This window comes from Bifidobacterium biavatii DSM 23969 (assembly GCF_000741165.1).
GTDB lineage: Bacteria > Actinomycetota > Actinomycetes > Actinomycetales > Bifidobacteriaceae > Bifidobacterium > Bifidobacterium biavatii.
In genome coordinates this window covers 1-22,928 of sequence record NZ_JGYN01000046.1, presented here as the reverse complement: position 1 = coordinate 22,928, position 22,928 = coordinate 1, and the positions used below count along the sequence as shown (strand labels likewise).

Here is a 22,928-nt window from a genome sequence, read left to right as displayed (position 1 = left end):
ACCGCGCGAGCGGCCTGCGTGAAGTTCATGCCCGCGTTGAGATACTCAACGTACCGTCCCCGCCGCGCCGCGCACATCTCACGACGCGTCGCGTACGTCACGCCCTCGAACACCCACCTACTCGCGCGCTGCGCGCTCTCGTCTCCCACCTGGCACTCCCATCAATCAGCCAAGCGTTGCAACGATCACTAGAACCCGCCACAAGTCCCGACAAGGATGGGGGGGGGGTGGCTGCGGTGGCGAAGAAACGGTTCACCAGAGAGCAGGTGCGTCATTTGGCAACGTTGCCGGCGGTGGTTCACGTGACCGAGAACCGCATCACCTATTCGACTCGGTTCAAGCAGGCGTGCATCGTGGCGATGAACGATGGAGAGAGTCCAATGCGCGTGTTTGAACGGTACGGGTTGACCCCCGACATCATCGGACGTAAGAGAATCGAACGGTGTGCGAACCGGTGGCGTGGTGAAGCCGACAGCATACTCGGTCTGACCACTGCCGAGGATGATCCTCTCCCCTCCCCCACTCAACTCGACGACAATGCGAATATGCACGATCCGGCAATCAGACCTGGGGATCTTCGTGACCAGATCATCGCCCAGCAGTCCAACTACATCAGCATGCTCGAACGGGAGCTTGGCAGTCTCAGGCAGGAGAATGAACGGCTCGCTAGTGCGGCCTCGAATCGTCCGACAGAGGCCAGTTGCACCATAGACGAATAAAGGACAGTGCCCAGTGGATTCGCTGGGACACCGTCCTTTATTTCGAGGAGTCGACCGTTACCTTGTCATCGGCGGGTGAACGCCTCGCGCATCGTCATGGACACGCGCAGCAGCATGCCCAGCATGAGGACCACAATGGCCATGACGAGCACGAGGCCCGCATTGCCGCCGGTCTTGGGCATGCTGGTGTTCATGCGAGAGTTGACGGTGATCACGCGCTTAACCGTGGCCGTATTGCCGGCCTTGTCACTGACCGAATAGGTCAACTCGTACGAGCCCGGCTTCGCGCTGTCAACACTGCCCGTGACCGTGATCTTCGAAGTCAAGTCACCATCCAAGGTGTCCGACGCGGTCACACCCGCCTTGGGATCGAACTGGGTGCCGGAGACGATGGTCTTCGCGGTCGCGCCCGAAATAGTCGGTTTGGTAGTGTCGACCACGGTGACGACGCGTGTAACGGTGGTGGTCCAACCGTCCTTGTCGGTGACCTTGTAGGTGAGCGTGTACGAGCCGGTCTTCTTCAGGTTCACGTCGCCCGTCACCTGAATCTTCGACGTCAGATCACCGTCCTCCACGTCACTGGCGGTCACCCCAGCCTTCGGGTCGAAGGACGTGGCAGCCTCGACCGTCTTCGCGGACGCGCCCTTGATGACAGGCTTGTTCGCGGCCGTGACGGTGATCGTACGCGTCACCTCGATCGCCTTGTTGCCCGCAGCATCCGAGACGTTGTACTTGACCGTGTACTTACCCGGCTTCGTCACATCCACCGTGCCAGTGATCTGCAGCTTCGGAGTCAGGTCACCATCCAGGGTATCCGTGGCGGTCACGCCCTGCTTAGGATCGAACGTCTTGCCCTCGGTGATGGTCTTGTCCGCGGCTCCCGTGATGACCGGCTTCGTGGTGTCCACGACGGTGATCACGCGGGACACGGTCGTCGTATGACCATCCTTGTCCGTGACCGTATAGGTCAGCGTGTACGAGCCGGTCTTCTTCAGGTTCACGTCGCCCGTCACCTGAATCTTCGACGTCAGGTCACCGTCCTCGACATCGGAAGCCGTGACGCCGGCCTTCTTGTCGAAGCTCGTGGCGGCCTCGACGGTCTTCGAGGTCGCGCCCTTGATCACCGGAACGTTCACCGCCACGACCGTGACCGTGCGGGTCGCGGTCGTGGTGTTGCCCGCATTGTCCGTGACCTTGTACGTGATCGTATACTTGCCCGGAGTCGACGTGTCAGCCGAACCTGTCACCTGGATCTTCGAAGTCAGGTCACCGTCCACCGTATCCGACGCGGTCACGCCAGCCTTCGGGTCGAACGTGTCGCCCACATGGATCGTCACGTCGCCCGGCGTCTTCAACACCGGCTTCGTCGTATCCACCACCGTGATCACACGGGACACGGTCGTCGTGTTTCCGGACTTGTCGGACACAGTGTAGGTGATCGTGTACGAGCCGGGCTTGGACGTGTTCACTGTGCCACTGGTCTTGATCTGCGAGGTCAGATCACCGTCGACCGTATCACTGGCGGTAACCCCCTGCTTCGGATCAAAACTCGTGCCCGCCTCAATCGTCTTATTCAACGCACCAGTGATCACAGGCTTGGTAGTATCCACCACCGTGATCGTGCGGTCCACGCTTACAGTGTGGCCATCCTTGTCAGTCACCTTGTAGGTCAGCGTGTACGCGCCGGTCTTCTTGGGATCAACAGTGCCCGTGATGACAATCTTCGAGGTCAGGTCACCATCCTCGACATCATTAGCCGTCACCCCCGCCTTCGGATCGAACGTGCCCCCAGCCTCGATCGTCTTATTCAACACACCGGTGATCACAGGCTTGTTGGGCTCCTTAACCGTAATAGTGCGCTTGACGGTCGTAGTGACACCATACAGGTTCGTCACGCTATAGGTCAGAACGTACGAACCCACCCGGTTGACGTCCACCGTACCATCAACCGTAATGGACGAGGTCAGATCATCCACGGTAGTCGAATTAACACGCTTGGAACTAGCCGTCACACCAGCTTTAGGATCAAAGACGCTTCCCTTGTCAATGGTCTTGTCGGTCGCGCCTTTGATTTCCGGCGTGGTAAACGCATTATTCTTGAACTTAATCCCTGCCGAGCCCGTGATGGAGGAAGAATAAAGAGTGCCAGTTACCTGATCCCCATTCTGCGTGAATGAGGAACCATTGCCGATCACGCTACCATGGAATACTAGGCTCTTATTCGAGTCCGCCAGAATCTGCCCTTTGAAATTGAACGTCGGATACCAGTTAACATACCAGGATTGTCCAACAATCGTTCCAGCAGGCTTCATTTTTAGTTTTCCGGCAATAAACGTACCAATGGAAATGCTCGGATAAGAGATAGGATCATCTGGATCCGCATCGGATGCTCCGATAAAGGACCCGATTACTCCAGAATACTCATAACCATCAGAAGGAGCGAGACTAGAATCCCCCTGCACGTCCGCGGGTAAGGAAACCACTAGGATAGTGGAGTTCCCATACGAAGCGACAAGAGGCCTCGCCTTGAATGGCGTGGTGGGATTACCCACTCCTATGCCCCCATCCCTAAAGTAAAAATCCGTCTGGTTAAGATCCAACAGACGATCGCCACCAACTAACAGAGACTGAGCCACGCCATTTGTATAAGTAAGCGTCACGGTCTCCTCGCCCTTACCAGTCGTGATCTTACCGATCTCCCTGGAACCACTACCGGACCTGACATTTATACCAGTAAGCTTTAGCCCTAGTCCATAACAAGATTTCTTGACTTTAAACCATGTCACACCACCACCAGTAACGGTGCAATAGCCTCCGGAACTGCTGGAAGTCAGCTTGGTGCCCGCCGGTATATAGGTCTCACGGGCACCAGCTAGATTAACGCCGTAATACAATACTCCAGAATCCGTGGGCAAAGTCTGATCCAATGAAGTTGAAGCAGCCGACGCTGGTGTTACAAACGAGATCAAGCTAAGCGCCGAGACTGCGACGCCTGCCATGATCCGGATCAATGTTTTTCCCTTCTTTTGGGATGTTCCCGGAGAGATGTTCATCCGTGTTCCTTTCTCTAGTTATTTCATAGGGACTGGGTTGGTTTGGTGCAGAACGCATCGAGCCGCCCGGTAGGGTCAGCACGCGTTATTGGGCGTGCCGGCCTTGCCAGACGGCTCGATGTGAAAGGAACAGGAGAATGGGATCAGATGCTGTGCTTGCGCGTCGCGAATGCGAACACGAGTGCCACAGCGAGCAGAATCGCGATACCCCCCCCCCGTGATGAAACCGGTCACGGAGCCGGTCTTCGGCATAGTGGCCTTCAGCTGCAGTTCCACCGTGATGACACGCTTAGCGGTTGCCGTGTTGCCGGCCTTGTCGGTCGCGGTGTAGGTCAGCTCGTACTCGCCTGCCTTGCCCGTGTTCACGCTGCCGGCTGTCACCTTGACCGTGACGGTGCCGTCGACGATGTCGGTGGCGGTTACCCCGGCAAGGGGATCGAACTTGGAACCATAGGCGATGGTCTTGGCATCCGCACCCTTAATGGTCGGAGCTGTGGTATCGACCACGGTGATGGTGCGATCCACGCTGGTGGTATGACCATCCTTGTCTGTCACTGTGTAGGTCAGCTTGTATGCACCGGGCTTCACGTTGTTGACGGTTCCAGTAATCGTGATCTTGGAGGTCAGGTTGCCATCTTCCTTATCGGTGGCAGTAACTCCGGACTTTGGGTCGAAGGTGCTGCCCGCTTCGATGATTTTGCCGTTCGCGCCTGTGATGACGGGCTTGTTGACTTCAACGACGGTGATCACGCGCGTCGCGGTTGCGGTGTTGCCGGCCTTATCGCTGACCGTGTAGGTCAGCGTGTAGGTGCCGAGTTTGCTGGTGTCTACGGTGCCAGTGACGGTGATATTGGTGATCTTGCCGTCGACGTTATCGGTGGCAGTTACACCGGCGAGAGGGTCAAACGTGGAGTTTTGGGAAACTTCCTTGTTGTCGACGCCGGAGAGAATCGGTTTGGTCTGGTCCGTCACTTTGATCACGCGCGTCGCGGTTGCGGTGTTGCCGGCCTTATCGCTGACCGTGTAGGTCAGCGTGTACGAACCGGGCTTGGCCGGGTTGACCGCACCAGTGATTTTGATGGAAGAGGTAACGTCACCGTCGGTCTCGTCCTTGGCCGTTACTCCGGACTTTGGATCGAAACTGCTTCCAGCCGCAATGGTCTTATTGGTTACGCCGGAGAATACCGGTTGAGTCCAATCTCCAACGTAGACGGTATGCGACCAACTGCTGACGGGATATTTGGTTTTCTTGTCAAACTTTTTATACATGTATCCGTTGTAGACAACGGTGTATTTGCCGCGTTTGGTGGTATCGACATTATTGCTGATGACATCTGTGCGGTAGTCACCACTGGTGCCGGATGCCGGTGAATGCAGGTACACGGAAGAAGGGTTGAAGGATCCTCCAATCGGAATCCGAGTATCGGTCACTCCACTCCAGTAAACCGAAGCGGCCTTGAATTCGAAGTTTCGCTGAAAATCGGTCAAAGTGGACAAGCTGGCGACTTTTTCACCATCACCCTTATACGGGGTATCCGTTCCATAACTAGTTTTATAGAGGTCGAATTTCTGAGTGGCGGTTGGATTCGATTCGTCGGCAGGCATATTGGTCAATACGTAATTACCAGGTTCCAGAATGTCATCAGTACTGGTATCGATATTGGAATCGTTTACACAATACAGGTAATAACGATATGCGTGCTTGTCGGCAATGGTGAATTGCACGTAACCATCCCTCACCACAGGTTGAGGGCCTTCATAGCTGACACCGTCCAACATGATGCCGACTTTGCCGGTATCGTAATAAATCTTGGGCTCCGACGAGGTTCCACGGACTTTCCCATCAGAGGACACTTTTTCCAATGCTGCGGTAAGAGAGACCCGTTCACCGGCTCCGACAGTAATGGGTTCGGAACGCGTGTAGATTTTCCCATCGCGGGAATCCTTAAAGCCTCGAAGAATGACCTTATTGGTGTATAGCAGGGCTCCCAAATCAGACCTATATGGACGAAGAGTCCGTGCTGTGTATTGTCCTGCTGGAATATCAACCGTTTGGGTCACAACTTCAGAGGAAGATCCACTATCCGAGCTAAGAACCCAGTCGTAAGTGACTGTGGCGGTACTCGCGGGCACTGGATTGCCATTGACGTCATTCCAAATGGAATTGCAGTCAAAATAATGATAGATATGACCGTTGTCATAGTACTCGTCATCGTACTTGCAATCCCATTTTACAAATACGGAATCTTTATGCCCCATGTTGTTGGCTTGGGCCTGAGTGCATTGCGAAGTCTGCGGATCACTGCCGTCGCAGGTGTACATGTTCAGGTTTTCAGCGATGGTATCGGCATGAGCCGTACCAGCGACCAAACCAGACACAGACAACGCTGTGGCAAGTAACGCAGCGCAAAGAACGGTTTTCATGCCGTCGCGCGACCGTTGCGTGTCGTTCATTGCTTTTCCTTTCTCTGTTGATGGATCATGCCGGGGATCAGATCAAAAAAGAGTCGAACCGGCCTGTGAGACCACCACTGTGTTGTGACGATCCCGCAAACCGATTCGACTCTTCAGAAAAGGAATGAGCTTGATTAGCGCAGCATGATGCGCCTCCATGCAGCGAACGCGAGTCCAGCGAGCAGGAGCAGTAGCGAAGCCCCCCCCCCATGCGATTCCGCCCATGGAACCAGTCATGGGCATGGTGGCCTTCACGTGGACTTCCACGGTGATCATGCGCTTGACCGTGGCCGTGTTGCCAGCCTTGTCGGTCGCGGTGTAGGTCAGCTCGTACTTGCCGGCCTTGCCCGTGTTCACGCTGCCAGACGCGACCTTGACCGTGACGGTGCCGTCGACGATGTCGGTGGCGGCTACCCCGGCAAGAGGATCGAATATGGAACCGTAGGCTATGGTCTTAGCAGTCACGCCCGTGATGGTAGGAGCAGTAGTGTCGACGACAGTGATGATGCGATCAGCACTTGTAGTTTGACCGTCAGAATCAGTAACCTTATAGTTCAACGTGTAACTACCGGGTACGTTCGAGTTCACCTTACCGTCAACCGTAATTTTCGAGGTCAGATCGCCATCTTCTACATCTGTGGCAGTAACACCATCGAGCGGGTCAAACACGCTTCCAGCCTCTACTGTTACATCATTAGCATTTTTAATATCCGGTGGAGTGTTTTTTAACACAGGCGCGGAATCGATATGCCATCTAAAAGCAGGCGAAGTAGTACTTGAAGTACTAGAAGACATATCTGACTTAAATGAATACTGTTTCCCATTGGAAATAGACACATCCATGGTGCCATATTTAATGGGGTTAAGATAGCCTACGATTCCCTCATTACACTCGATACCGACAGTAAAAGAAGCAGTTGAACCAGCAGGTATATGGATTGATACCGTTTGAGTTCCGTAATCAGGATATTCCCCAGAGTGCCAGTACGAGTATGACGCAACCCAATAATCAACAGCACGCCCGTTAGCATCCGTCACAGGCATTTTAGCAGTGATGGTTGCTCCACTGACTGCAGGAGTAGAAAAAAGAGTGTTATCGGGTACAGTTAAAGATGAAATACTTCTATAGTTTCCTTCACAACTACGAGTCGACCTTGTATCTACCGTACTACTAGAGGCAGCATTTGCAGAAACCGGAATAATGGCACTCAAACCAATCACTATAAGTATTAGAATTGGTTTTATAGCCAATGTTTCAAAACGAGCAATTTCTATTTGCTTTAGCTTATTCATTGTTTTCCTTTCTCTTCGTGTGGTTATGCTTTGTGTTTGCAGGGGAGTTTTTTTGCTGCTCTGCGATATGTCCATCCGGTCCATCCGGCGTAGCCGATGGCGCAGGGCATGAGTCCTGTGGCGGCTAGGGCGAATCGGTCGGCGATGATCGGGTTTTGTCGTTGGACGTCCTGCTCGTAAGGTACTTGGTCGGGCATGCTGGCCCGGAGGCCCGAGACGAGGAGACGTTCGGTGTTGCGCCCGTATGGCCAGCAGGTCATGAGGGTGACCCGGTCTTCGCCTTTTCGGATGGTGAGTTTCGAGAAGTCGTTGGGCAGGATTTTGGTGACCCGGTCGATCTTGTAGGCGAACGTGTGTCCGGCTATGTGCAGGTAGAATGCGTCGCCTTCGCGCATTTCGCCGAGGTTGGTGAACATGAGGGCTTTGGTCATGCCGTTGTGGGCGCTGATCACGCTGTGCGTGTTCGTGCCGCCCACGGGCAGGCTGGTGCCGTACATGTGGCCGGCCCCGTGGTCGAGCGTGTCGAGGCTGGTGCCGTGCAGGATGGGCAGGTCGACGTTGATTTTTGGGATCGAGATCGAGCCCATGGTGCCGTCGCCGTCGGTGTTCAACGCTTTGACGTATGCGGTGTCGGTTTCGCTGGCGGGCCGTTGTTCGCCTTGGAGCTGCAGGAACGGGTCCTGTGCTTCGCCGAGCACGTATTGGCCGTTTTTGGCGAGTTTGCGATTGTATTCGCGTGCTTGGCGGATCATTTGGTCCTGTTCGCTGCTGGGCACCATGGCAGCCTGTTGGCTGGCTTGGTCGAGTTCAGCGGCAGCGTACGCGTGGCTTACGGCGACACCGGTGAGCATGCTCGCTGCGATGAATATGAGGAGGACCGAGACCCATTTGCCCATCCACCGGCGTCGGAACGCACGTCTGGCGTTCGTTCGTCCCATGGGTTGGCTGTGGGTCATCGGTCCTCCCTATTCACGACTGCTCCCCTCGCTTGCGTGAGGGGAGTCGCTGTCAGGCTTCCTGCTTGCGGTACTTGAACGCGAGGGCCACGCCGCCGGCGACGGCCACGCCGCTGACGACCATGAGGATCGCGCCCATGCTGCTACCGGTGTTCGGCAGCTGGGTCTTGTTCTTGACCGACATGAAGCCGATGGTGTCCGCGTTGATCTGGTAGGCGAGGCTACGCTTGTTGAGCGTCTGATCGGCGTTCAGGGTCGCGGTCTTCGCGGTCTTGGTCGCGGCGGAGTTGAATACGAAGTCCGCGAGGTACACGTCGGACCAACCGGTGGCGGCGGCGGTCTGCTTGACCTGATAGTTACCGGAAATACCCTTGAGGGTGATCACACCGGAAGCCGGGGTGGTGAACTCGGACACGGTGTTGGTATCATCCGCGTCCGCCAGCGTGTAGGAGCCGTCGGCGTTCGCGACGAACTTCAACGCGGTGAACGCGCCGCCGTTGGTGTACTGGCCAACCTGGAACTTGACGCCCTGCAGCGGCTTGGCGGACTGGACGGACTGCGCGTTGTTCTTGTCGATGTTCTCGGTGGCCTTGATGTCGGCCTGGCCGAGGAGCACTTCGACCGGCTTGTCCTGACCCGGGGTGTCCGGGTTCTCACCGGGCTTCTTGCCGGCCGGTTCGCTCCACGCGTTCGGGTTGTTGGAGTAATCCATTTCAACCTTGTTCTGCGCGTTCGCAGTGCTGTCGGTCACGTCGGAGTTGATGGTCGCGGAGTAGGTGACCACGACTTCGGCACCCGGGGTGAAAATGGTCTTCGCGTCGCCCTGGAGGATGTCGCGCACGGTGTTGCCGGTGATCGCGTGGTCAAGGCCGAACTCCCAGTGCAGTTCGCGCTTGTTCTGCGTGCCCTGGTAGAACTTCACGTACTTCGCGTCGAGGGCCTTGCCGCCGACGGTGACCTTGTAGGAACCGGTGGTGTAGTCGAGGCCGGCACCGAGCGTATCAACGAGCTGGAAACGGTAACCCGGATAGCCGGTCGTGTTCGGCACCCACGCCTTGACGGTGTAGTTGACGGTATCGCCGACCTTGTGCTGTTCGGTGCCCTGGCCGTTGCCCGCGCTCTTGACCGGAGGCTTGACGTTTTCGTTGCCGTTGCCGTTACCACCCTGGTTGTCGTCGATCGACTTGTAGACGACCACACCGAGCGGGTTGTTGGCGAAGGATTTGCCGCCAGCCTTGGTGCCGACGAGCATCGGGATGGCGGCGGTCTTGCCGGACGCCGTGGTATCGCGGATCAGATAGTAGCCAGCTTCGAGGTTGCTGAAGGTGAGCACGTCGTCGGTCTTGCCGTTGCCGGAGGAGGACACCTTGCCCTTCGCACCGGTCGCGGCCTTGATGGTCGCGTTGTTGTTCAGGCTGGTGGCGAGGGCGCGCAGGTCGGACGAGTAGGCCGGCTTGTCCTTGCCGTTGTCGCCGGTCACGTCGAGGACCGTGTTGAGCGGATTGTCCTTGTCAATGTTCTTCACGCCGGCAGCGGTCAACGCGTCGACGAGAGCCTGACGGTACGTGGTCGGGGTGTCCACGCCGACCGCGGAGATCGTCTGACCACCGTCGGTGGACTGGGCGGACAGATACTTGCCGAGTTCGATGGCCTGGATCGTATCGGTCTTACCGGTGAACGCGCCGGAACGGGTCGCGGTCACGGTGATCGATTCCTTGTTGGACACGTCCACGTTGGTCGGCGAGGCGGCGTTCGCGGTGGCGGCCATGCCCATGGTCAGGCTGGCTGCGGCGATCAGGCCGGCAAGCGTACGCTTGACGATCCTGTTGGTGGTGATTGCCATGATGGTTTGTTTCCTTTCTCTGTTGGTTATTGAGAAAAACCCTGTGTCAGGCGACGGCAGTGAATCCCGTCAACTGGGGATCGCGCGTGGCGAGCGTGACGAGGTCAACGTCGAGGTCTTCCGCGTACACGAGATGGCTGGTTTCGAGCCGCCCCCGGTACTTGCGCACGCATGGTGTGTCGGAGACGCGGCCGTGCGCGTGGACAGGAAGACCGATCCGGAGCACGCCCCGGTCGAACAGGAGATGGACACGGCGGGCGGCATTGCCCGAATACTGGAGCTTGATACGCGTCTGGCCCGAGTCCGACTGTTGCCAGCGGCCTTCAGTCTCGTCCCAATGTCTCGGCGCGTACAGGAGCATCAGGGTCAGGCGTGGCCCTTTGCCCTCGTAGTCGTCCCAATAGTTCGGGTCGGCGAGCACGTCCCCGCTCACCGTGGTCTGGCTCTTGATCGCGGCCATCGTCCGCTCCCTCCGTTGTTCCGCATCCCCCGCGAACCCGTGTCCGCAGGAGTCTCCAAGCCGGCTTTATGCCTTCTTGAAGCTGACGGAACCCAAACCTAGGAACACGCTAGGGGGGTTCCGTGCGTGATCAGCAAATTTTCCGAAGATTTTTTTGACGGTCTCGCCGCGCGTCCCAAGCGGGCAGTGCAAGCAATGGGAGCAACGGCCACAGGTAGCGTTCCTGAAAACCGGGCAGGACGGGTATCCCCCGGGTCAGGCTCGCGGTGGGCGTCCAAGTGACGAGGAGAGAGCCGAACATGAGTCCCAGACTCAGCGCACAGGAGAGAACCGTGCAAATCGTGAACCGGTATGCACTCGCCCAGTCGATGATCGGCATGAACGGTTGAAACACCCGGTTCAGTCGGCGGTGATACCGGCGCGTGGATCGTTCGGCTTCCCCGCCGGAGGGAAGAACGACGGGGCGTCGCGCGTACAGGAAGAACAATGCGATGAGTACGGGCATGAGCAGGCTCAGCATGGACGAGAAGGGTTCACGCTGCACGTATGCAAGCATGTTCGCGCTGATCACGATCATCGTGCGGATGGGATGGGAGACGATCCACGTCCGATTCGAGGCCAGTTTCACTCCCAGTCCGATGGGCACGTACTGGTAGCGGATGCTCCACCATGCCAGCAGGACCAGTGCCGGCAGCAGGACTAGGAGTCCCGTTACGAAGCGGCGTAGCACGGAATGCCGGGACGGTACGGCGAGGAACGGGACGAGCAGGGGCAGATACACGATTTTCGTGGCGAACAGGAGCGCGAGCACGCCAAGCGGGATCGGCAGCAGACGGGCGAACCGTCCATCGGGATGATCGAGCAGGCGGATGAACAGGCCGACGGTGAGCATGCCGGCAGCAATGAGTGTGGCGTCGCCCATGAGGCTTGAAGCGCAGAACACGCTTACCGGATTCATACCAACCATGCACAGCATCCATCGGGCTCGCCCGGCGAGAAGGATGGCCGTGCCTGCGGCGATCATAAACGCGAGAAGGTTGGCATACCTTCCCCATTGCAATACGGTCCACATGCTGCGGCGGGCGTTGAGCGCAACGCGCATTCCGATGGACTGCGGCAGGTAGGCGAGTGGTGGATACTGGTTTGATCTGCCGTTGCCGCTGATGAATGTGGCATCGGCTGTCAGGGATTGGTATTGCTGCTCGCGTTGCTCATCTCGAGAGAAGAAGGATCCGTCCGTGTACAGGATGCCGGTCACGGTCGCGTTGCGTGCGTGCGTGTGTTCGCCGATGAGACTGGCGGGCGCTTGGATGGGTTGGATGCGGCGAATGTTGCCGATCTGGTCGCGTTGGCTGATCACTGGATTCAGCGTTTGGCCGGTGGCCAGCGCGTACGGTGCGACGGCGTGGAGTCCGGGATCCGGCATGGTTAATGGTCCGATGTTCAACAGGTATGCGCATCCCTGCACTCCCGTGCTCAACAGGAACACGATCAGGCAGACGATGCCTCCCATGCGTGTGTTCATCCGCTCTCCTCCCACGAAAGGTCGACCGTTCAGATATGGGACGAATGCTGAATCTAAAAACCCGGCAGGGGGGTTGCGTGCGTGATCAATAAAAAGGGCCGCACCAAGTGCGGCCCTTATCGGGAACGAGACACGATCGGTCAGTCGGACGTCTTGGCGTCGGAGTGCGAGTCGAGTCGCTGTCGTAGCTCATCCACGTCTGCGGAAGGTTCCCCCGGCGATGCGAGATTCGCCGCCTTGAGTCGGCGGTTGCGTTCAAGGGCATGATCGGCTCGGGAGGCGGTCTTGCACAGGCTGAACACGCAGAACAGGATCAGGAGGATCACCAGTCCGATGGTGAGTGCGAGCCACGTATTGCCCATGCCCGTGTTCGCGAGCAGTGTGTCGCCCGCGTACGCGTTCCAGTCGTCGGCTTGACTGGTGACCTTGGTGTCGCGGCACAGTACGAGGCCGTTCACGTTCACGCTGTCGCGGTCGACGGGCTGCGTGTCCTCGCCGTCGAACGGTTGCCGGTCGACGGCCGGGCAGGTGCCGAGCGGTGTGCCGGTTACGGTGGCGCGGTCGGTGTGATGGGTTTTCACGCCGGTCAGCCAGCCGGTCACGTCGATGTGCTCGCCGGGTTTGAGGATGCGGGTCTCCCAATCGGCCGGGTATTCGAACTGGACTTTGCCGTCGCCGGCGACGAGCCTGTCGGACAGTACCAGATCACGCGCGCGGAACCAGGAGCCGTTGCCGTTCGCGTCCGTGCCGCTCGCGTTCGTGATGCGGAACGTGAGCTTGGTGCGTGGTTCGGTAAGTTTCAGTGCTTGGTCGGTGCTGTTCCGGTCGCCCTTGGTGATGCCGCTGACCGTATCGTATTTCACGATGGTCAAGCGTGGCGTACGGTCGGGGGTGCGCGTCCAAGCGACGGACGTGCCGCGCGTCTGCCCGTTGAGCGTTTCGGTGATGGTCATGCCGACGCGGTCCGCTGCCGCGATGCGCGTGAACTGCGCGTATGCGCGCCATCCCTGATCGCCGAGCGTGTTCGCGGACACGAGGTTGAGATAGACTGCGGTCGCGGTAACGGTCAGGACGCCGTTATGGTCGGTGACGGTGAACCAGTCGCCGTTCGGGTTGGTGTATCCGCTGCCGGCGATGCGTTCGCCCTTATGGGCGATCATGCGCCCGCCCTGGATGACGTCGCGGGTCGCGTACACTGCCCACTGGCCCGTGTACCGGTCGTACTTGGGATCATATTTGCCGGTCAACGCCCATTGGGTTATTTTACGTTCGGCACGGTCGGGAGGCAGGAGACTGGAGTCCATGCGGTAGAGGAACTGGCTGTTCTGGTAGACGCTGCCACCGTTGGAGGTTTGGTCGCCCACGTTCACGGTCACGTCCTGCGAGGGGCTGATCGGTTTCAAGGTGGTCGACATGACCTCGCCGTCGACGCGCGTGCGGTCGGTGATTTGCGTGGCCTTCGCGTCGAGGCGGACGAGCGCGTCGCTGGTCTTGGTGACCTGGACGGGGATGACGAGCTGGAATTCGTGTCCGAGGACCGTCTGGTCGATGGCCGGGTCCCGAGTCGGATCGTGGTCGTCGCTGGCCGCGTAGGCGGCGAGGTCTGTCGGCTGCGGGTCGCCCTTGACGGTATGCCCGTTGACGGTGGTGTCGACGGTTTTCAGGAACGCGTACACGAGGCCGCGTTTCGCGTCCGTCGTGATGTTCGCGCGGACGGTCGCATCCTGGCCGGTGGTCATGTCGATCAGACGAATGTTGGACGTGTCGGCGGTCACATGGTTCGCGTCATAGTCGAACACGAGGCCGAGCCTCCATACTGGGGACGCGGCAGAGGATGCCTGAGCGGATTTCAGTGTCGCCCGGTAGACGAACTTGTCACCCAAGAGGACGCTCTTGCCGTCCACGCTCGTTGAGTCTTCTCCCGTGGTGGTTTGCGTGCCGGTCGGTTTGCACGAGCCGTCCGCCCGGCATGAAAGAACCGATACCGTATCCGATGCGGTGGTTTGCCCGTTCACGGCAAGCGTGCCCGACGCGGTCGTCTTGGACGTGTCCGACGTGTAGTGGACCGTGGCATGCCAGGAAACCGTGAGCTGCGGTTTGCCGTTCGTCTTCCACATGTCCAACATCTTGCCGGTGAGCGTGACCGTGAACCGATGATGCGCGTCGTCACGGGTCAGCGTGTAATCATGCTTGTCGAGCGCGGTGGACTGACCGGAGACGGTCAGGCTCGTCCAGTCGGGGATCGTGTTCGGATCATACGATCCGGTCAACGTCACCTGGTTCACGGGGTAGGCGAGATCAGGCAGCGTCGGAGCGGTAGACATCGCGTATGCGAGCATGTCGCCCTCCCCCGCGTACTTGTTGTTCGCGTCCCGGCCTGTGACCGGGCTCGTTACGCGCATGGTCACGCCAGGCACGTACGCGCAGATGCCGGGACGATTCGTAGTGACGGTCTGCTCGTTCACGGTCTGCGCTCCGGTCGCGGTGTAGGCGATGCCGTCCGCCGTGGCGCACGCGTCAAGTTCGCTGCCGGCATTCTTGCCGTGCGAGGCGAGCATGCCCGCGACGCCATCCTTGTAGCTGATCCGTCCGGGGATGAGCAGCGTGTACTGGCGGTTGGTACCGTCCGTGGCGAGCGAGTCCAGATACTGCGAGTTCAACCGGGCGGTAATCGTATCATCCTTCACGTCGATCGTGAACTGGTCGGTCACGTCCCGGCCTTTGACTGCGATGTCGCCTACGGTGGGACGGGTCACGTCGCGGGTGTTCGCCATGTACACGCGCACGTTCTCCGCGTCCGCTTGAAACAGGTCCGCGGCAGCGGTCCAATCGGCCGACAGGGAGAACGTTTCCGGAGCTTGGGCGGGATCCTTCGGGAACGTGCCGTTCACCGCGAGACTAGTCTTATCACCGTCGAGGAGACGCTTGCCGTCTACGCCGACCGTGTTCGACCGGTCCGCGTCGGCGACCGTCGTCCACTGGTTTTTATCCGTGTCGTAGCGAATCCATGCAACGTTCGGGTTCGGAGCCCACTGGCGGAAGCTCGCCTCACCGGACTGCGTCCGCTCCCCCTCGTTCCATTCGCTCCACGCGCGGCCGTCGACCAAGCCGGTCGACGGATCATGGACCGTCAGATCATACTCCAGCGTGACCGTCCGGTACGAGGGCAGCATGTGCTGCCCGTCATACACGGCCGTAACCACGCTTTTCTCACCGTCCCACGTCAACGTCCAATCATCGGACACGTTCCGATCGTCCATCATCACGCGCATGCCCTTCACGGACACGCGCGTGCCATGCGCGTCGAGCTTGTCCGCAAGAGTCATGCGCCAACCGCCCACGCCAGTGCCGGACGACACCGTGACATGCGCGCTCATGCCGTCAGCCGCGGTCACGTCGTCCACGCGACGCAACGGCACCTGGGGAGCCTTGGACATCAACGAGAACGACACGGCGGGATCATGCGCCGTGGTAGACGCATCCGCGATCATGCTCCCCTGCCGGGTGGCGGTGGACTGGAACCAATACTCGCCCTCCTGCCAGGAATCCCAACCGAAATCAGCCGGACTGAACGATCCGCCCGCCGTGTCCCCGTGATTCAACGCGACCGCACGCTTGGACACCACAGTCTTCTTCGCATACCCATGGGGATGACCCTCGTAATGCAATACGGTCAATACCGCGACCCGCTCGTCCACGATGGACTGGCCACGCGAAACATGCACCGTCGTGCGGATCACGCCGGTACCGCCCACCACAAGACCCGTGTCCGGACGACTCATCGTCAACGACAATCCCAGCCGATACCCGGCGGTCGGCACCAGTACCTGCGTCGTGTCCGCCGTCGACGGCTGGTCGGCGGACGCGGCCGTCACCGGCCCCGCCAGCATGCCGACGGCCGTCAGCCCAGCCACGATCACGGCCGCTCGACGCGGCCACCCTCTCACAGCGGATCCCCGCCGTTCTTCCTTGCTCATGGATTTCCTTTCCCCCGCACGATGCAGGACCAATAGACGTCCTCGACCGTAAACGCACCATACGGGGGGGTTCCGTGCGTGATCGGGAAATTTACCCCCTACACGCGCAAACCAGAAAACCTAAAAACCGAGAAACCAGCAAACCAGCAAACCGATTCCCTGCTATCCTGCAAAGACCGTGGCATGAGCCACGGGAAAGGCACCAACGCCTCCAAGGCGGCAAGGACACGACATCATGGACACCACGGGAACACTGCGCATGTGCAGGTTCGTCAGAAACGGGATCCCGGAAATCGGCGAATACACAGAACGAGACGGCAACGGCGTGTGCATGCTGACCGACCTCGACGGCAGCATCGAGGAAATCACCGTCACCCTCAAGAACGGGATCATGCCCCATGACATCGAGGACGTGGAACTATACGACATTCCATACAAGATCGAAGGAACAGACACGGACGATATCCCATATGAGCCCGATATGAGACCGGAGGACATGCTCCCGCCCGGCGTAGCGGAACGCATGGCGTACACGAACCTCATCCTTGAGGAACGCGAACTCGGGGTCATCGACGACGCGGAGGCCGGGCGGCTCCTCGCGGAGCATCTTCCCGGCCTCACAAACCGATAAACCCAAAAACCGAAAAACCAATAAAACGGGAAAACGGTTCAAAGGTCGATTTCCTGGGCGATCATCACGATGGCGTCGTTTTTGTGCTCGATCCACCATGCCGCGTCATTGAATCTGAGGACGCGGCGTCGGAGTTCCTCCCACGCGTCGCGGTCGCGTCGCAGGGCGTGTTCGATGCACGCGTCGACTTGGGCGAGGGTACGCCGGCGGATGCCCTCGGCGCGCATGCAATCCTCCTTGGTACCCCACAGTTCGCCGAATCCGGTCGTCACGTTGAGCATGCGCGTGCGCGCGGCCTCGCACATCGCGCATTCGGTCATCTCGATCCGCTTGACCTTCAGGCTGACGACGCGGTAGGACGCATCGACGTTCACGCGCTCGTAGTGTCCGCAACTGTGGCGGAACAGTTGGGAGCTCATCGCGCAGTCGCCTCCCTTCGGCGTTCGGCAGACGCGTACTGGAGCTCCAGCACCATTTCGATCACGTCCAACGATTCCATGAGCAGCGTGCGCGCATACCGGGGATCGTCGGCGAGCCGCAGCCGGATCGCCTCGCGTTCGACGCGCTCATCATACCCGTAGCGGGCGGCCGTCAAACGGGCGATGAGACCAGCGGCCATGGTCAGGTGATCCTCGCAGGCGCGACGCCGGTGCTGGTCGAACGGTCGGCCGGTCGGATCCTCACAAGCGAGCAGCCGGAGCAGTTCGCGCGCCGCAGGATCGGTGTCCACCGCACGACATGAGTCAATCAGGGACAGCATCGAAGCGGTCTCCTGCACGCGGCCAATGCGTTCGATCAGCGTCTCTACCATGCCGGGCGTCAAATCGGCACCGGTCTCGTCGAACACCCACTTGCGGGTCACTCGGACGATCACCTCGCCCAGTGCCGTGGAATCCAAGCTCGTCATGTCAACCTCCCACGAAATCGTACATTTGTTCGACTACATGGATAATACGCCATAAAACACGAACATTCATTCGAACAAGCGTGTCGCCCGGAACTACGCGATCCTTGGAATCAAGCCGATACCGAAAAACCGGGATACCCAAAAACCGATGACCATCATGCCGCCAAGACGAGAAGAGAACGAAAAAAGAAGGACTCCGCACCTCTACAAGCGTGCGGAGTCCCGTTATGCACTGTCCAGTAATCCGGACGAGCGCATCATATCATTCCATGGATTCGCCATCCGCAATGGCTTCCGCAGTACGAATGAGCAACGGCGCTTCGACGGCGACAATCTCGTCAATGGCATACAGTTCAAGCAAACTCGACATGACAATCACCTCCCTCCCACGACCAACAAGCCTCCTACGGCCAGAACAAGCAAAGCAAATCCCCAGGCCGTGAAGAAGAGAAACACCAGTAGAGCACGGCGGACGCGAGACTGTGCGAACGGCAGCAGCACCAGCGCCAGAGAGACGGGCAGCAGCACGCCGCAAACGAACAGATCGCCCAGACACGTGGAGAACATCACCTCGAGGAAAGCAGGCCAGAAGGAAACGATTCGAGCAAGAAACCACATCAGCAAGCCCTTTTCTTCATGGCGGACGGTTTATCGGTTTTGTGGTTTTCTGGTATATCTTCTTGTCGGTTTCGTGGTTCAGGTGACTGTGACCGGTGGTCAGGCGGGACGACGTTGCCGTCTCGGTCGGTCAGACGGAGCCGGTTGCCCGTGCGGATCAGGTGCCATGCGTCGCGATGCGTTTCGTCGACGCAGATGATGAGCACGCGCGTCCCGTCCTCGGGGACGAAGTCGGGTGCGCTGGAATGGTCGATACCCCATTGCTCGTTCAGGATGGGAGCCAGAGGAATTCCCTCGTGCCGCTGTCGAGCGCGCAGAGTGAGAACGTGGAGTACGTTCATGGTGACGATGACTCCGCATCCGCCCATGATCAGGGTAGCTATCGCATCCCGGACGAGGATCCAGTCGGCGACACCGACGACGAGGCCGCTCATCGCACATAATGCGGGTCTAGCGCCCGGAGGCAGCAGGTCGGCGAGCATGTCGCCCGCGTCTCCGGGCCTCATGTATGGCGCGAGATCGACGGTATCGGTGGTTGTGTCATGCTTCGTCGTCATGCCCATCGCCTTCGCCGTCATCGTCGAGCATATCGTCCAGGCGTTGAGCCGCCCACGACAGTTCGTCGGACAGGTCACTCATAGCGCGACGGGCATCCTCAAGATCATCGGGATCCACGATCGTGGAGGTCATGTCCGCCGACCAGACGAGGAGACGGCTGGCGATGGCTTGCAGGGTACGGGCCGTTTCAAGCTGCGCCTCCACGCTCGGGCCTGTCATATCATCGTTCGGTGTTGCATCAGTCATAGTGAATGGTTCCTTGTCTACCAGAGGGGGCGCTCCACCGTGGAACGCCCCCGGTTTATCGGTTTTTGGGTTTATCTTCCCAATGGTTTCTTCGTACCGCCACTACCGGTCGAATCAGATGGAGCGCCCCATACGCGCTTGGGAGCTTCCACGCCTTGCTTCCAGTCTCGTAAGGCCGTTTCGTGCATGCGTCGCAGCTCGGCGCGCGCGGTTTTGGCGGGAATGCGCAGCATGGTGACCGTGCCGCCCCATCCGCAGCAGTCGCAGGGCTGCGAGGTCTTGATCGAGTTACCGTGCCATCGCCAGTGAACGGGATGGCCGCAGCGGGGACAGACGGCAACGCTTGCCCATTTACCCATGTCAGCCTCCCATCCGTTCGAGGTATTCATTGATCGCATCCTCGACGACGTCCTGCATTTTCAGACCGTGCGCGGCCGCATAGAGTTTGAGCCTGTTACGGGTCTCCACAAGCAGTTTCATGCTGGTGTTGACGGTGGGCTCCGCATCCGGATCCCGGTCCGTACGGAATACGTCCTTGGCGGATTCCACGCGCAGCGACGAGGCAGTGGGTTTGAAGTTGTTGTTTTTCATCAGTCAGCCTTCCATGAGTGGGATGACCGCGAGCATCGCGGTCAGAAGAAACAGGACGCCGATGGCGACGGTGAGCAGCATGCACTCCATGTCGTCGACCGGCAGACCCGCACGCGACAGAAGTCGCGTGACAAGCCACGAGCAGGCAAAATACAAGCCGGACATGCCCATGATCAGCGCGAACATGAGCAGGGAACGCAGGATCACGACAGGACCTCGATCATTTCCTTCCATACGTCCGCGTACTCCCACAGCTTGTCGGGCATGCGCATGAATGCCTTGAGAATGTCCTGGCGGTGACGCACGACCGTGTCGAAACGCGGGATTTGCTCCGCGTCGAGTGATTCCAAGGTATCGCGGCAGGCAGTGGTGCGCGGGTCAGCGTCGAGGACGAGTACCGCGTGCGGTTTGGCCAACGTGCGAGTCCACTTGAACGTTTGCTGGAGGTCCAGCGGAGTGGGTCGGGTAGGCACGATCACGAAGTCCGCGACGTTGCAAGCCACGTCAAGCACCTGACCCGCCGGCGGGGTGTCCACGAGCGTTAGACCCGACCGATGGCGCCGGGCCACGCGTTCCAGCGTGGCGCGGTTCGCCTCATGCACGTCGAATCCCAGAGGACTCGCATCATCCTCGGCGTCCATGCTCCACTGGGTTGCGCTCGACTGCGGGTCGGCGTCCAGGACCTCGATCGGCAGGTCCGGGTCGCGCAGCAGCGCGGCCTGAGCCAGATAGATGCAGCTCGTGGTCTTAGCGACCCCGCCCTTCGCGTTGGCAACGGTGACGATCATAAGAAAACCTCTTTCCGGAAAAAATGAAAAACCGATAACTTGAAAAACCAAAAAGACAAGAAACCGAAGAATCGGCCGACGGCGGCACGATAAACGAGCCGCCGGAGCGGGGATACTCAGAGCAGGGCACCGTAGGCGAACGAGGACAGGACAACCGCAGCCCCCGCGAGGGACTGCCTGTACCGGTCATAATCGGCCTTGACGAGGATGAAGTCGTGCGTGTTCGAGGCGGCCCCGGTCAGATCGATGTCGACGAGCACGTCGGGAGGCACGCGGAAATCGTTCGGCTCGAGCGGCTCGCACACGACGAGCACTTCGGTGGAAAGATCAAGGTCACGCTGGTGTTCGAGACCGCCCTCGGAGATCAGCAGGTCGCGGCCCTTCACCGCGGTCACGCCGAGGAACTGCCGGTATCCGGCCGGAGCCTCATTGAACCACGGGGAGAAGTCAACCGAACCGCTCATCGGATCATGTTCGTCGGCCAAGGAGAAGTCGATGCGCGCGATCAGGCCATGCACGCCATCCTGGGACCATGCGGGCACGGGATCTCCACCGCGCAGGCGCAGGAAACGCAGATGCAACCCGTCGACGAGATCGCCGAGCGTGAGCTTGGAAAACGAACCCGCGATCATGGTCGACATGTCGGGGGCGATGGGCATTTCAATGGTCATAAGACCCTCACTTTCAATACTGGAAAAACCGATAAAACGAAAAACCTGTAAACCGTGTCTTGTGATGTGTCAGCGCAGATGCTGGTAGAGGATGGCAAGGCAAACGAACGTGGTTTCCAACGTGCCGGGAAACACGCCGATGCCGCTCTTGTTCCTGCACAGGCACGGCAAGCACAGGTCGGCGAGCACGCCAAGCTCCGACAGCGGGTCAGCCGGCTCACGACGACAGATCACGTCGACCACGTCAACGGGCCGGTAGGAGACGGTCCCGTCTGCCGACCAGCATCGACGGCTCAGCTGGGATGCGGCACGATGCACGGCATACAGCAGGCTCGGCACGAATACGTCCGGAGCGGCGGACAATGCCGGTGCGAGCTTGACCGGAGTCTGATCCGCCATCGCCGGGCATCCGCTCAGATCGATGCTGGCCAAGCATCCGTCCATGCCATTGCGAGTCCATGCCGGACGGGCCGAACCGTCGTCACGACCGACGAGCAGGAGTCTACGACCGTCGAGCACGTCAGCAGCAGCCTGGCAGAACGAGTCCTGCTGATTGACTTGTTCCATGACAGTTCCTTTCAGATGGTCAGGCGGAAACGGGTTCGGCTTGCCGGGCCCGTGCCTTGCGTTTGCGATAGTCTTCGCGCCAGTATTCACGGCGCATGCTGGTGACCTGATCGACGATCGGACGGTGTGCGCGAAGCCATTCGAGCGCCGCAAGCCGTCTCTTGTCGGGATCGACGCCGTCGCGTCGACGAGCGTGGACGCCGTCGTTTTCCATGATCCCGGCGATCGTCTGGCGTTCCCTGCGACCCATGCCGCCGTAGATCGACTCGTCGTCGAACACGTTCGCGATCGAGTCGGCGAGGCATTCCATGCGCAGCGGACAGGACATGCAGATCATGATCGCGAGGTCCACGGCCTTCGGGCTGCGCCGCCCGCCCTCCTCGGCTTGATGCCACAAGACGTCGGCGATGTGCGGGTTGCGTTTTTCGAGCTCCGCGCATGAAGCACGTTTGATGCCCATCACATGCTCCTTCCGCCCGGACCGGTGACCACGACGGAGCCGCTTGGCTTGCCGCTGCCGATGAAGCAGCTGCCGCCGTGGGAGCGTCGGTACTCGTCGAGCGCGGCCTTCGCGGCGCGGGAGCGTGCCTCTCGGTCAGCGCGAACGCGTCGTTCGGCATCGAGGGCGGCCCGGTAGCGTGTTCGCCCGTATTCGACCGCTTGGGCGGCGAGCTCGTGGCCGTCCATGTCGGGATTGGTTTTGAGCAGGGCGCGCAGTTTCAGGCGCGTAGCCTGCTGGTCGCAGTCGTGCAGCTGCCACAGATCCGCGGGAAGGAGACGGTTCACGCGTCGGTCGATGTCGTCGGGGATACCGTACGAGGGAGCCGTCGGACCGGGACGGCCGGCGGTATCCGCCGGCGTGAGCGTGGAGATGCCAAGCCGGACAAGCGTGGCCCTTCCGTCGCGATCGTCGGCCATTTGGGCGACGATGCGATCCCAGCTCGATTCAAGCGATCGAACGCCGGTGACCGTTCTGCGCCAGAAACCGTCGTACGGCTTGCCGCCCGACACGCTCGCCGCGTCTGGCGCGGCGGGGCTCGTGGCCCACAGGGCGACCTTGACGACGGTTTC

General features: G+C 59.6%; 22 protein-coding genes. 2 read left to right on the top strand and 20 right to left on the bottom strand.

The annotated features are described in order from the left end of the window. Window positions 1-227: 227 nt before the first annotated feature. Window positions 228-719, top strand: a complete 492-nt coding sequence (locus BBIA_RS13610) for an HTH domain-containing protein (protein ID WP_051924089.1) — start codon at window positions 228-230, stop codon at window positions 717-719. Window positions 720-784: 65 nt separating this feature from the next. Here the strand turns inward: BBIA_RS13610 and BBIA_RS14005 are convergent, their stop codons facing one another. From BBIA_RS14005 to BBIA_RS12760, 8 genes are all read right to left on the bottom strand, one after another. Then, a complete protein-coding gene (locus BBIA_RS14005; RefSeq protein WP_238548527.1) occupies window positions 785-3,031 on the bottom strand; it encodes a DUF5011 domain-containing protein in 2,247 nt (748 codons plus the stop codon). Between the two features lie 816 nt (window positions 3,032-3,847). Beyond that, complete coding sequence (locus tag BBIA_RS14000) at window positions 3,848-6,226, bottom strand: DUF5011 domain-containing protein (protein ID WP_081892421.1); 2,379 nt, start codon at window positions 6,224-6,226, stop codon at window positions 3,848-3,850. Window positions 6,227-6,268: 42 nt separating this feature from the next. After that, window positions 6,269-7,519 carry a DUF5011 domain-containing protein gene (locus BBIA_RS15010; RefSeq protein ID WP_160268267.1) on the bottom strand — a complete coding sequence of 417 codons (1,251 nt, stop codon included), beginning with the start codon at window positions 7,517-7,519 and terminating at the stop codon, window positions 6,269-6,271. 23 nt (window positions 7,520-7,542) lie between these two features. After that, window positions 7,543-8,475, bottom strand: a complete 933-nt coding sequence (locus tag BBIA_RS12780; RefSeq protein ID WP_081892417.1) for a class C sortase — start codon at window positions 8,473-8,475, stop codon at window positions 7,543-7,545. Between the two features lie 52 nt (window positions 8,476-8,527). Then, entirely contained in the window at window positions 8,528-10,318 is a 1,791-nt protein-coding gene (locus BBIA_RS12775) for an isopeptide-forming domain-containing fimbrial protein (protein ID WP_033496462.1), read from the bottom strand. A gap of 46 nt (window positions 10,319-10,364) precedes the next feature. After that, a complete protein-coding gene (locus BBIA_RS12770; RefSeq protein WP_033496460.1) occupies window positions 10,365-10,778 on the bottom strand; it encodes a hypothetical protein in 414 nt (137 codons plus the stop codon). A gap of 130 nt (window positions 10,779-10,908) precedes the next feature. Beyond that, window positions 10,909-12,303 carry a DUF2142 domain-containing protein gene (locus BBIA_RS12765; protein ID WP_033496458.1) on the bottom strand — a complete coding sequence of 465 codons (1,395 nt, stop codon included), beginning with the start codon at window positions 12,301-12,303 and terminating at the stop codon, window positions 10,909-10,911. A gap of 140 nt (window positions 12,304-12,443) precedes the next feature. Beyond that, a complete protein-coding gene (locus BBIA_RS12760; protein ID WP_051924085.1) occupies window positions 12,444-16,280 on the bottom strand; it encodes an LPXTG cell wall anchor domain-containing protein in 3,837 nt (1,278 codons plus the stop codon). A 331-nt stretch (window positions 16,281-16,611) separates the two neighbouring features. Here BBIA_RS12760 and BBIA_RS12755 point away from each other — a divergent pair, with 331 nt between their 5' ends. Further along, window positions 16,612-16,911: a hypothetical protein gene (locus tag BBIA_RS12755; RefSeq protein ID WP_238548526.1), complete on the top strand. Its 300-nt coding sequence runs from the start codon at window positions 16,612-16,614 to the stop codon at window positions 16,909-16,911. 38 nt (window positions 16,912-16,949) lie between these two features. Here BBIA_RS12755 and BBIA_RS14365 read toward each other — a convergent pair whose 3' ends face one another. The 12 genes from BBIA_RS14365 to BBIA_RS14495 form a co-directional block, all read right to left on the bottom strand. Then, complete coding sequence (locus tag BBIA_RS14365; protein ID WP_033496454.1) at window positions 16,950-17,330, bottom strand: hypothetical protein; 381 nt, start codon at window positions 17,328-17,330, stop codon at window positions 16,950-16,952. Then, the gene (locus BBIA_RS12745; RefSeq protein ID WP_033496452.1) at window positions 17,327-17,818 is read right to left on the bottom strand and encodes a hypothetical protein; all 492 of its coding nucleotides are present in this window, start codon (window positions 17,816-17,818) and stop codon (window positions 17,327-17,329) included. Before BBIA_RS12745 ends, BBIA_RS14365 begins: the two co-directional genes overlap by 4 nt. Before the next feature lie 375 nt (window positions 17,819-18,193). Further along, a complete protein-coding gene (locus BBIA_RS12740; protein ID WP_033496450.1) occupies window positions 18,194-18,436 on the bottom strand; it encodes a hypothetical protein in 243 nt (80 codons plus the stop codon). Next, on the bottom strand, window positions 18,436-18,999 hold the full coding sequence (locus tag BBIA_RS12735; protein WP_152600670.1) for a hypothetical protein: 564 nt from the start codon (window positions 18,997-18,999) through the stop codon (window positions 18,436-18,438). Before BBIA_RS12735 ends, BBIA_RS12740 begins: the two co-directional genes overlap by 1 nt. Then, the gene (locus BBIA_RS12730) at window positions 18,977-19,240 is read right to left on the bottom strand and encodes a hypothetical protein (protein WP_033496446.1); all 264 of its coding nucleotides are present in this window, start codon (window positions 19,238-19,240) and stop codon (window positions 18,977-18,979) included. The genes BBIA_RS12735 and BBIA_RS12730 overlap by 23 nt, the downstream gene beginning before the upstream one ends. Before the next feature lie 360 nt (window positions 19,241-19,600). Then, window positions 19,601-19,831, bottom strand: a complete 231-nt coding sequence (locus BBIA_RS12725; protein WP_033496444.1) for a hypothetical protein — start codon at window positions 19,829-19,831, stop codon at window positions 19,601-19,603. 3 nt (window positions 19,832-19,834) lie between these two features. Then, complete coding sequence (locus tag BBIA_RS12720; RefSeq protein ID WP_033496442.1) at window positions 19,835-20,038, bottom strand: hypothetical protein; 204 nt, start codon at window positions 20,036-20,038, stop codon at window positions 19,835-19,837. Further along, entirely contained in the window at window positions 20,035-20,619 is a 585-nt protein-coding gene (locus tag BBIA_RS12715; protein WP_033496440.1) for a ParA family protein, read from the bottom strand. Before BBIA_RS12715 ends, BBIA_RS12720 begins: the two co-directional genes overlap by 4 nt. 116 nt (window positions 20,620-20,735) lie before the next feature. Beyond that, window positions 20,736-21,290 (bottom strand): hypothetical protein, encoded by a 555-nt coding sequence (locus BBIA_RS12710; RefSeq protein WP_033496438.1) that lies wholly within the window; start codon window positions 21,288-21,290, stop codon window positions 20,736-20,738. Window positions 21,291-21,359: 69 nt separating this feature from the next. Then, on the bottom strand, window positions 21,360-21,857 hold the full coding sequence (locus BBIA_RS12705) for a hypothetical protein (RefSeq protein ID WP_033496436.1): 498 nt from the start codon (window positions 21,855-21,857) through the stop codon (window positions 21,360-21,362). Between the two features lie 19 nt (window positions 21,858-21,876). Then, window positions 21,877-22,317 (bottom strand): WhiB family transcriptional regulator, encoded by a 441-nt coding sequence (locus tag BBIA_RS12700; protein ID WP_033496435.1) that lies wholly within the window; start codon window positions 22,315-22,317, stop codon window positions 21,877-21,879. Then, a partial coding sequence (locus tag BBIA_RS14495) for a hypothetical protein (RefSeq protein WP_051924084.1) occupies window positions 22,317-22,928 on the bottom strand: 612 nt, incomplete at its 5' end. The genes BBIA_RS12700 and BBIA_RS14495, both read right to left, overlap by 1 nt.

Excerpts from the sequence above, each read along its gene's own strand:
- BBIA_RS12725 (WP_033496444.1), bottom strand. The coding sequence starts at position 19,831 with ATGAAAAACAACAACTTCAAACCCACTGCCTCGTCGCTGCGCGTGGAA.
- BBIA_RS12745 (WP_033496452.1), bottom strand. The coding sequence starts at position 17,818 with ATGACGAGCTTGGATTCCACGGCACTGGGCGAGGTGATCGTCCGAGTG.
- BBIA_RS14000 (WP_081892421.1), bottom strand. The coding sequence starts at position 6,226 with ATGAACGACACGCAACGGTCGCGCGACGGCATGAAAACCGTTCTTTGC.
- BBIA_RS12740 (WP_033496450.1), bottom strand. The coding sequence starts at position 18,436 with ATGTGGTTTCTTGCTCGAATCGTTTCCTTCTGGCCTGCTTTCCTCGAG.
- BBIA_RS14005 (WP_238548527.1), bottom strand. The coding sequence starts at position 3,031 with ATGAAGCCTGCTGGAACGATTGTTGGACAATCCTGGTATGTTAACTGG.
- BBIA_RS12755 (WP_238548526.1), top strand. The coding sequence starts at position 16,612 with ATGCTGACCGACCTCGACGGCAGCATCGAGGAAATCACCGTCACCCTC.
- BBIA_RS12760 (WP_051924085.1), bottom strand. The coding sequence starts at position 16,280 with ATGAGCAAGGAAGAACGGCGGGGATCCGCTGTGAGAGGGTGGCCGCGT.
- BBIA_RS12775 (WP_033496462.1), bottom strand. The coding sequence starts at position 10,318 with ATGGCAATCACCACCAACAGGATCGTCAAGCGTACGCTTGCCGGCCTG.
- BBIA_RS12730 (WP_033496446.1), bottom strand. The coding sequence starts at position 19,240 with ATGACTGATGCAACACCGAACGATGATATGACAGGCCCGAGCGTGGAG.
- BBIA_RS12770 (WP_033496460.1), bottom strand. The coding sequence starts at position 10,778 with ATGGCCGCGATCAAGAGCCAGACCACGGTGAGCGGGGACGTGCTCGCC.
- BBIA_RS12765 (WP_033496458.1), bottom strand. The coding sequence starts at position 12,303 with ATGAACACACGCATGGGAGGCATCGTCTGCCTGATCGTGTTCCTGTTG.
- BBIA_RS12705 (WP_033496436.1), bottom strand. The coding sequence starts at position 21,857 with ATGGAACAAGTCAATCAGCAGGACTCGTTCTGCCAGGCTGCTGCTGAC.
- BBIA_RS12700 (WP_033496435.1), bottom strand. The coding sequence starts at position 22,317 with ATGGGCATCAAACGTGCTTCATGCGCGGAGCTCGAAAAACGCAACCCG.
- BBIA_RS12715 (WP_033496440.1), bottom strand. The coding sequence starts at position 20,619 with ATGATCGTCACCGTTGCCAACGCGAAGGGCGGGGTCGCTAAGACCACG.
- BBIA_RS12780 (WP_081892417.1), bottom strand. The coding sequence starts at position 8,475 with ATGACCCACAGCCAACCCATGGGACGAACGAACGCCAGACGTGCGTTC.
- BBIA_RS12735 (WP_152600670.1), bottom strand. The coding sequence starts at position 18,999 with ATGGGCATGACGACGAAGCATGACACAACCACCGATACCGTCGATCTC.
- BBIA_RS12710 (WP_033496438.1), bottom strand. The coding sequence starts at position 21,290 with ATGACCATTGAAATGCCCATCGCCCCCGACATGTCGACCATGATCGCG.
- BBIA_RS15010 (WP_160268267.1), bottom strand. The coding sequence starts at position 7,519 with ATGAATAAGCTAAAGCAAATAGAAATTGCTCGTTTTGAAACATTGGCT.
- BBIA_RS14365 (WP_033496454.1), bottom strand. The coding sequence starts at position 17,330 with ATGAGCTCCCAACTGTTCCGCCACAGTTGCGGACACTACGAGCGCGTG.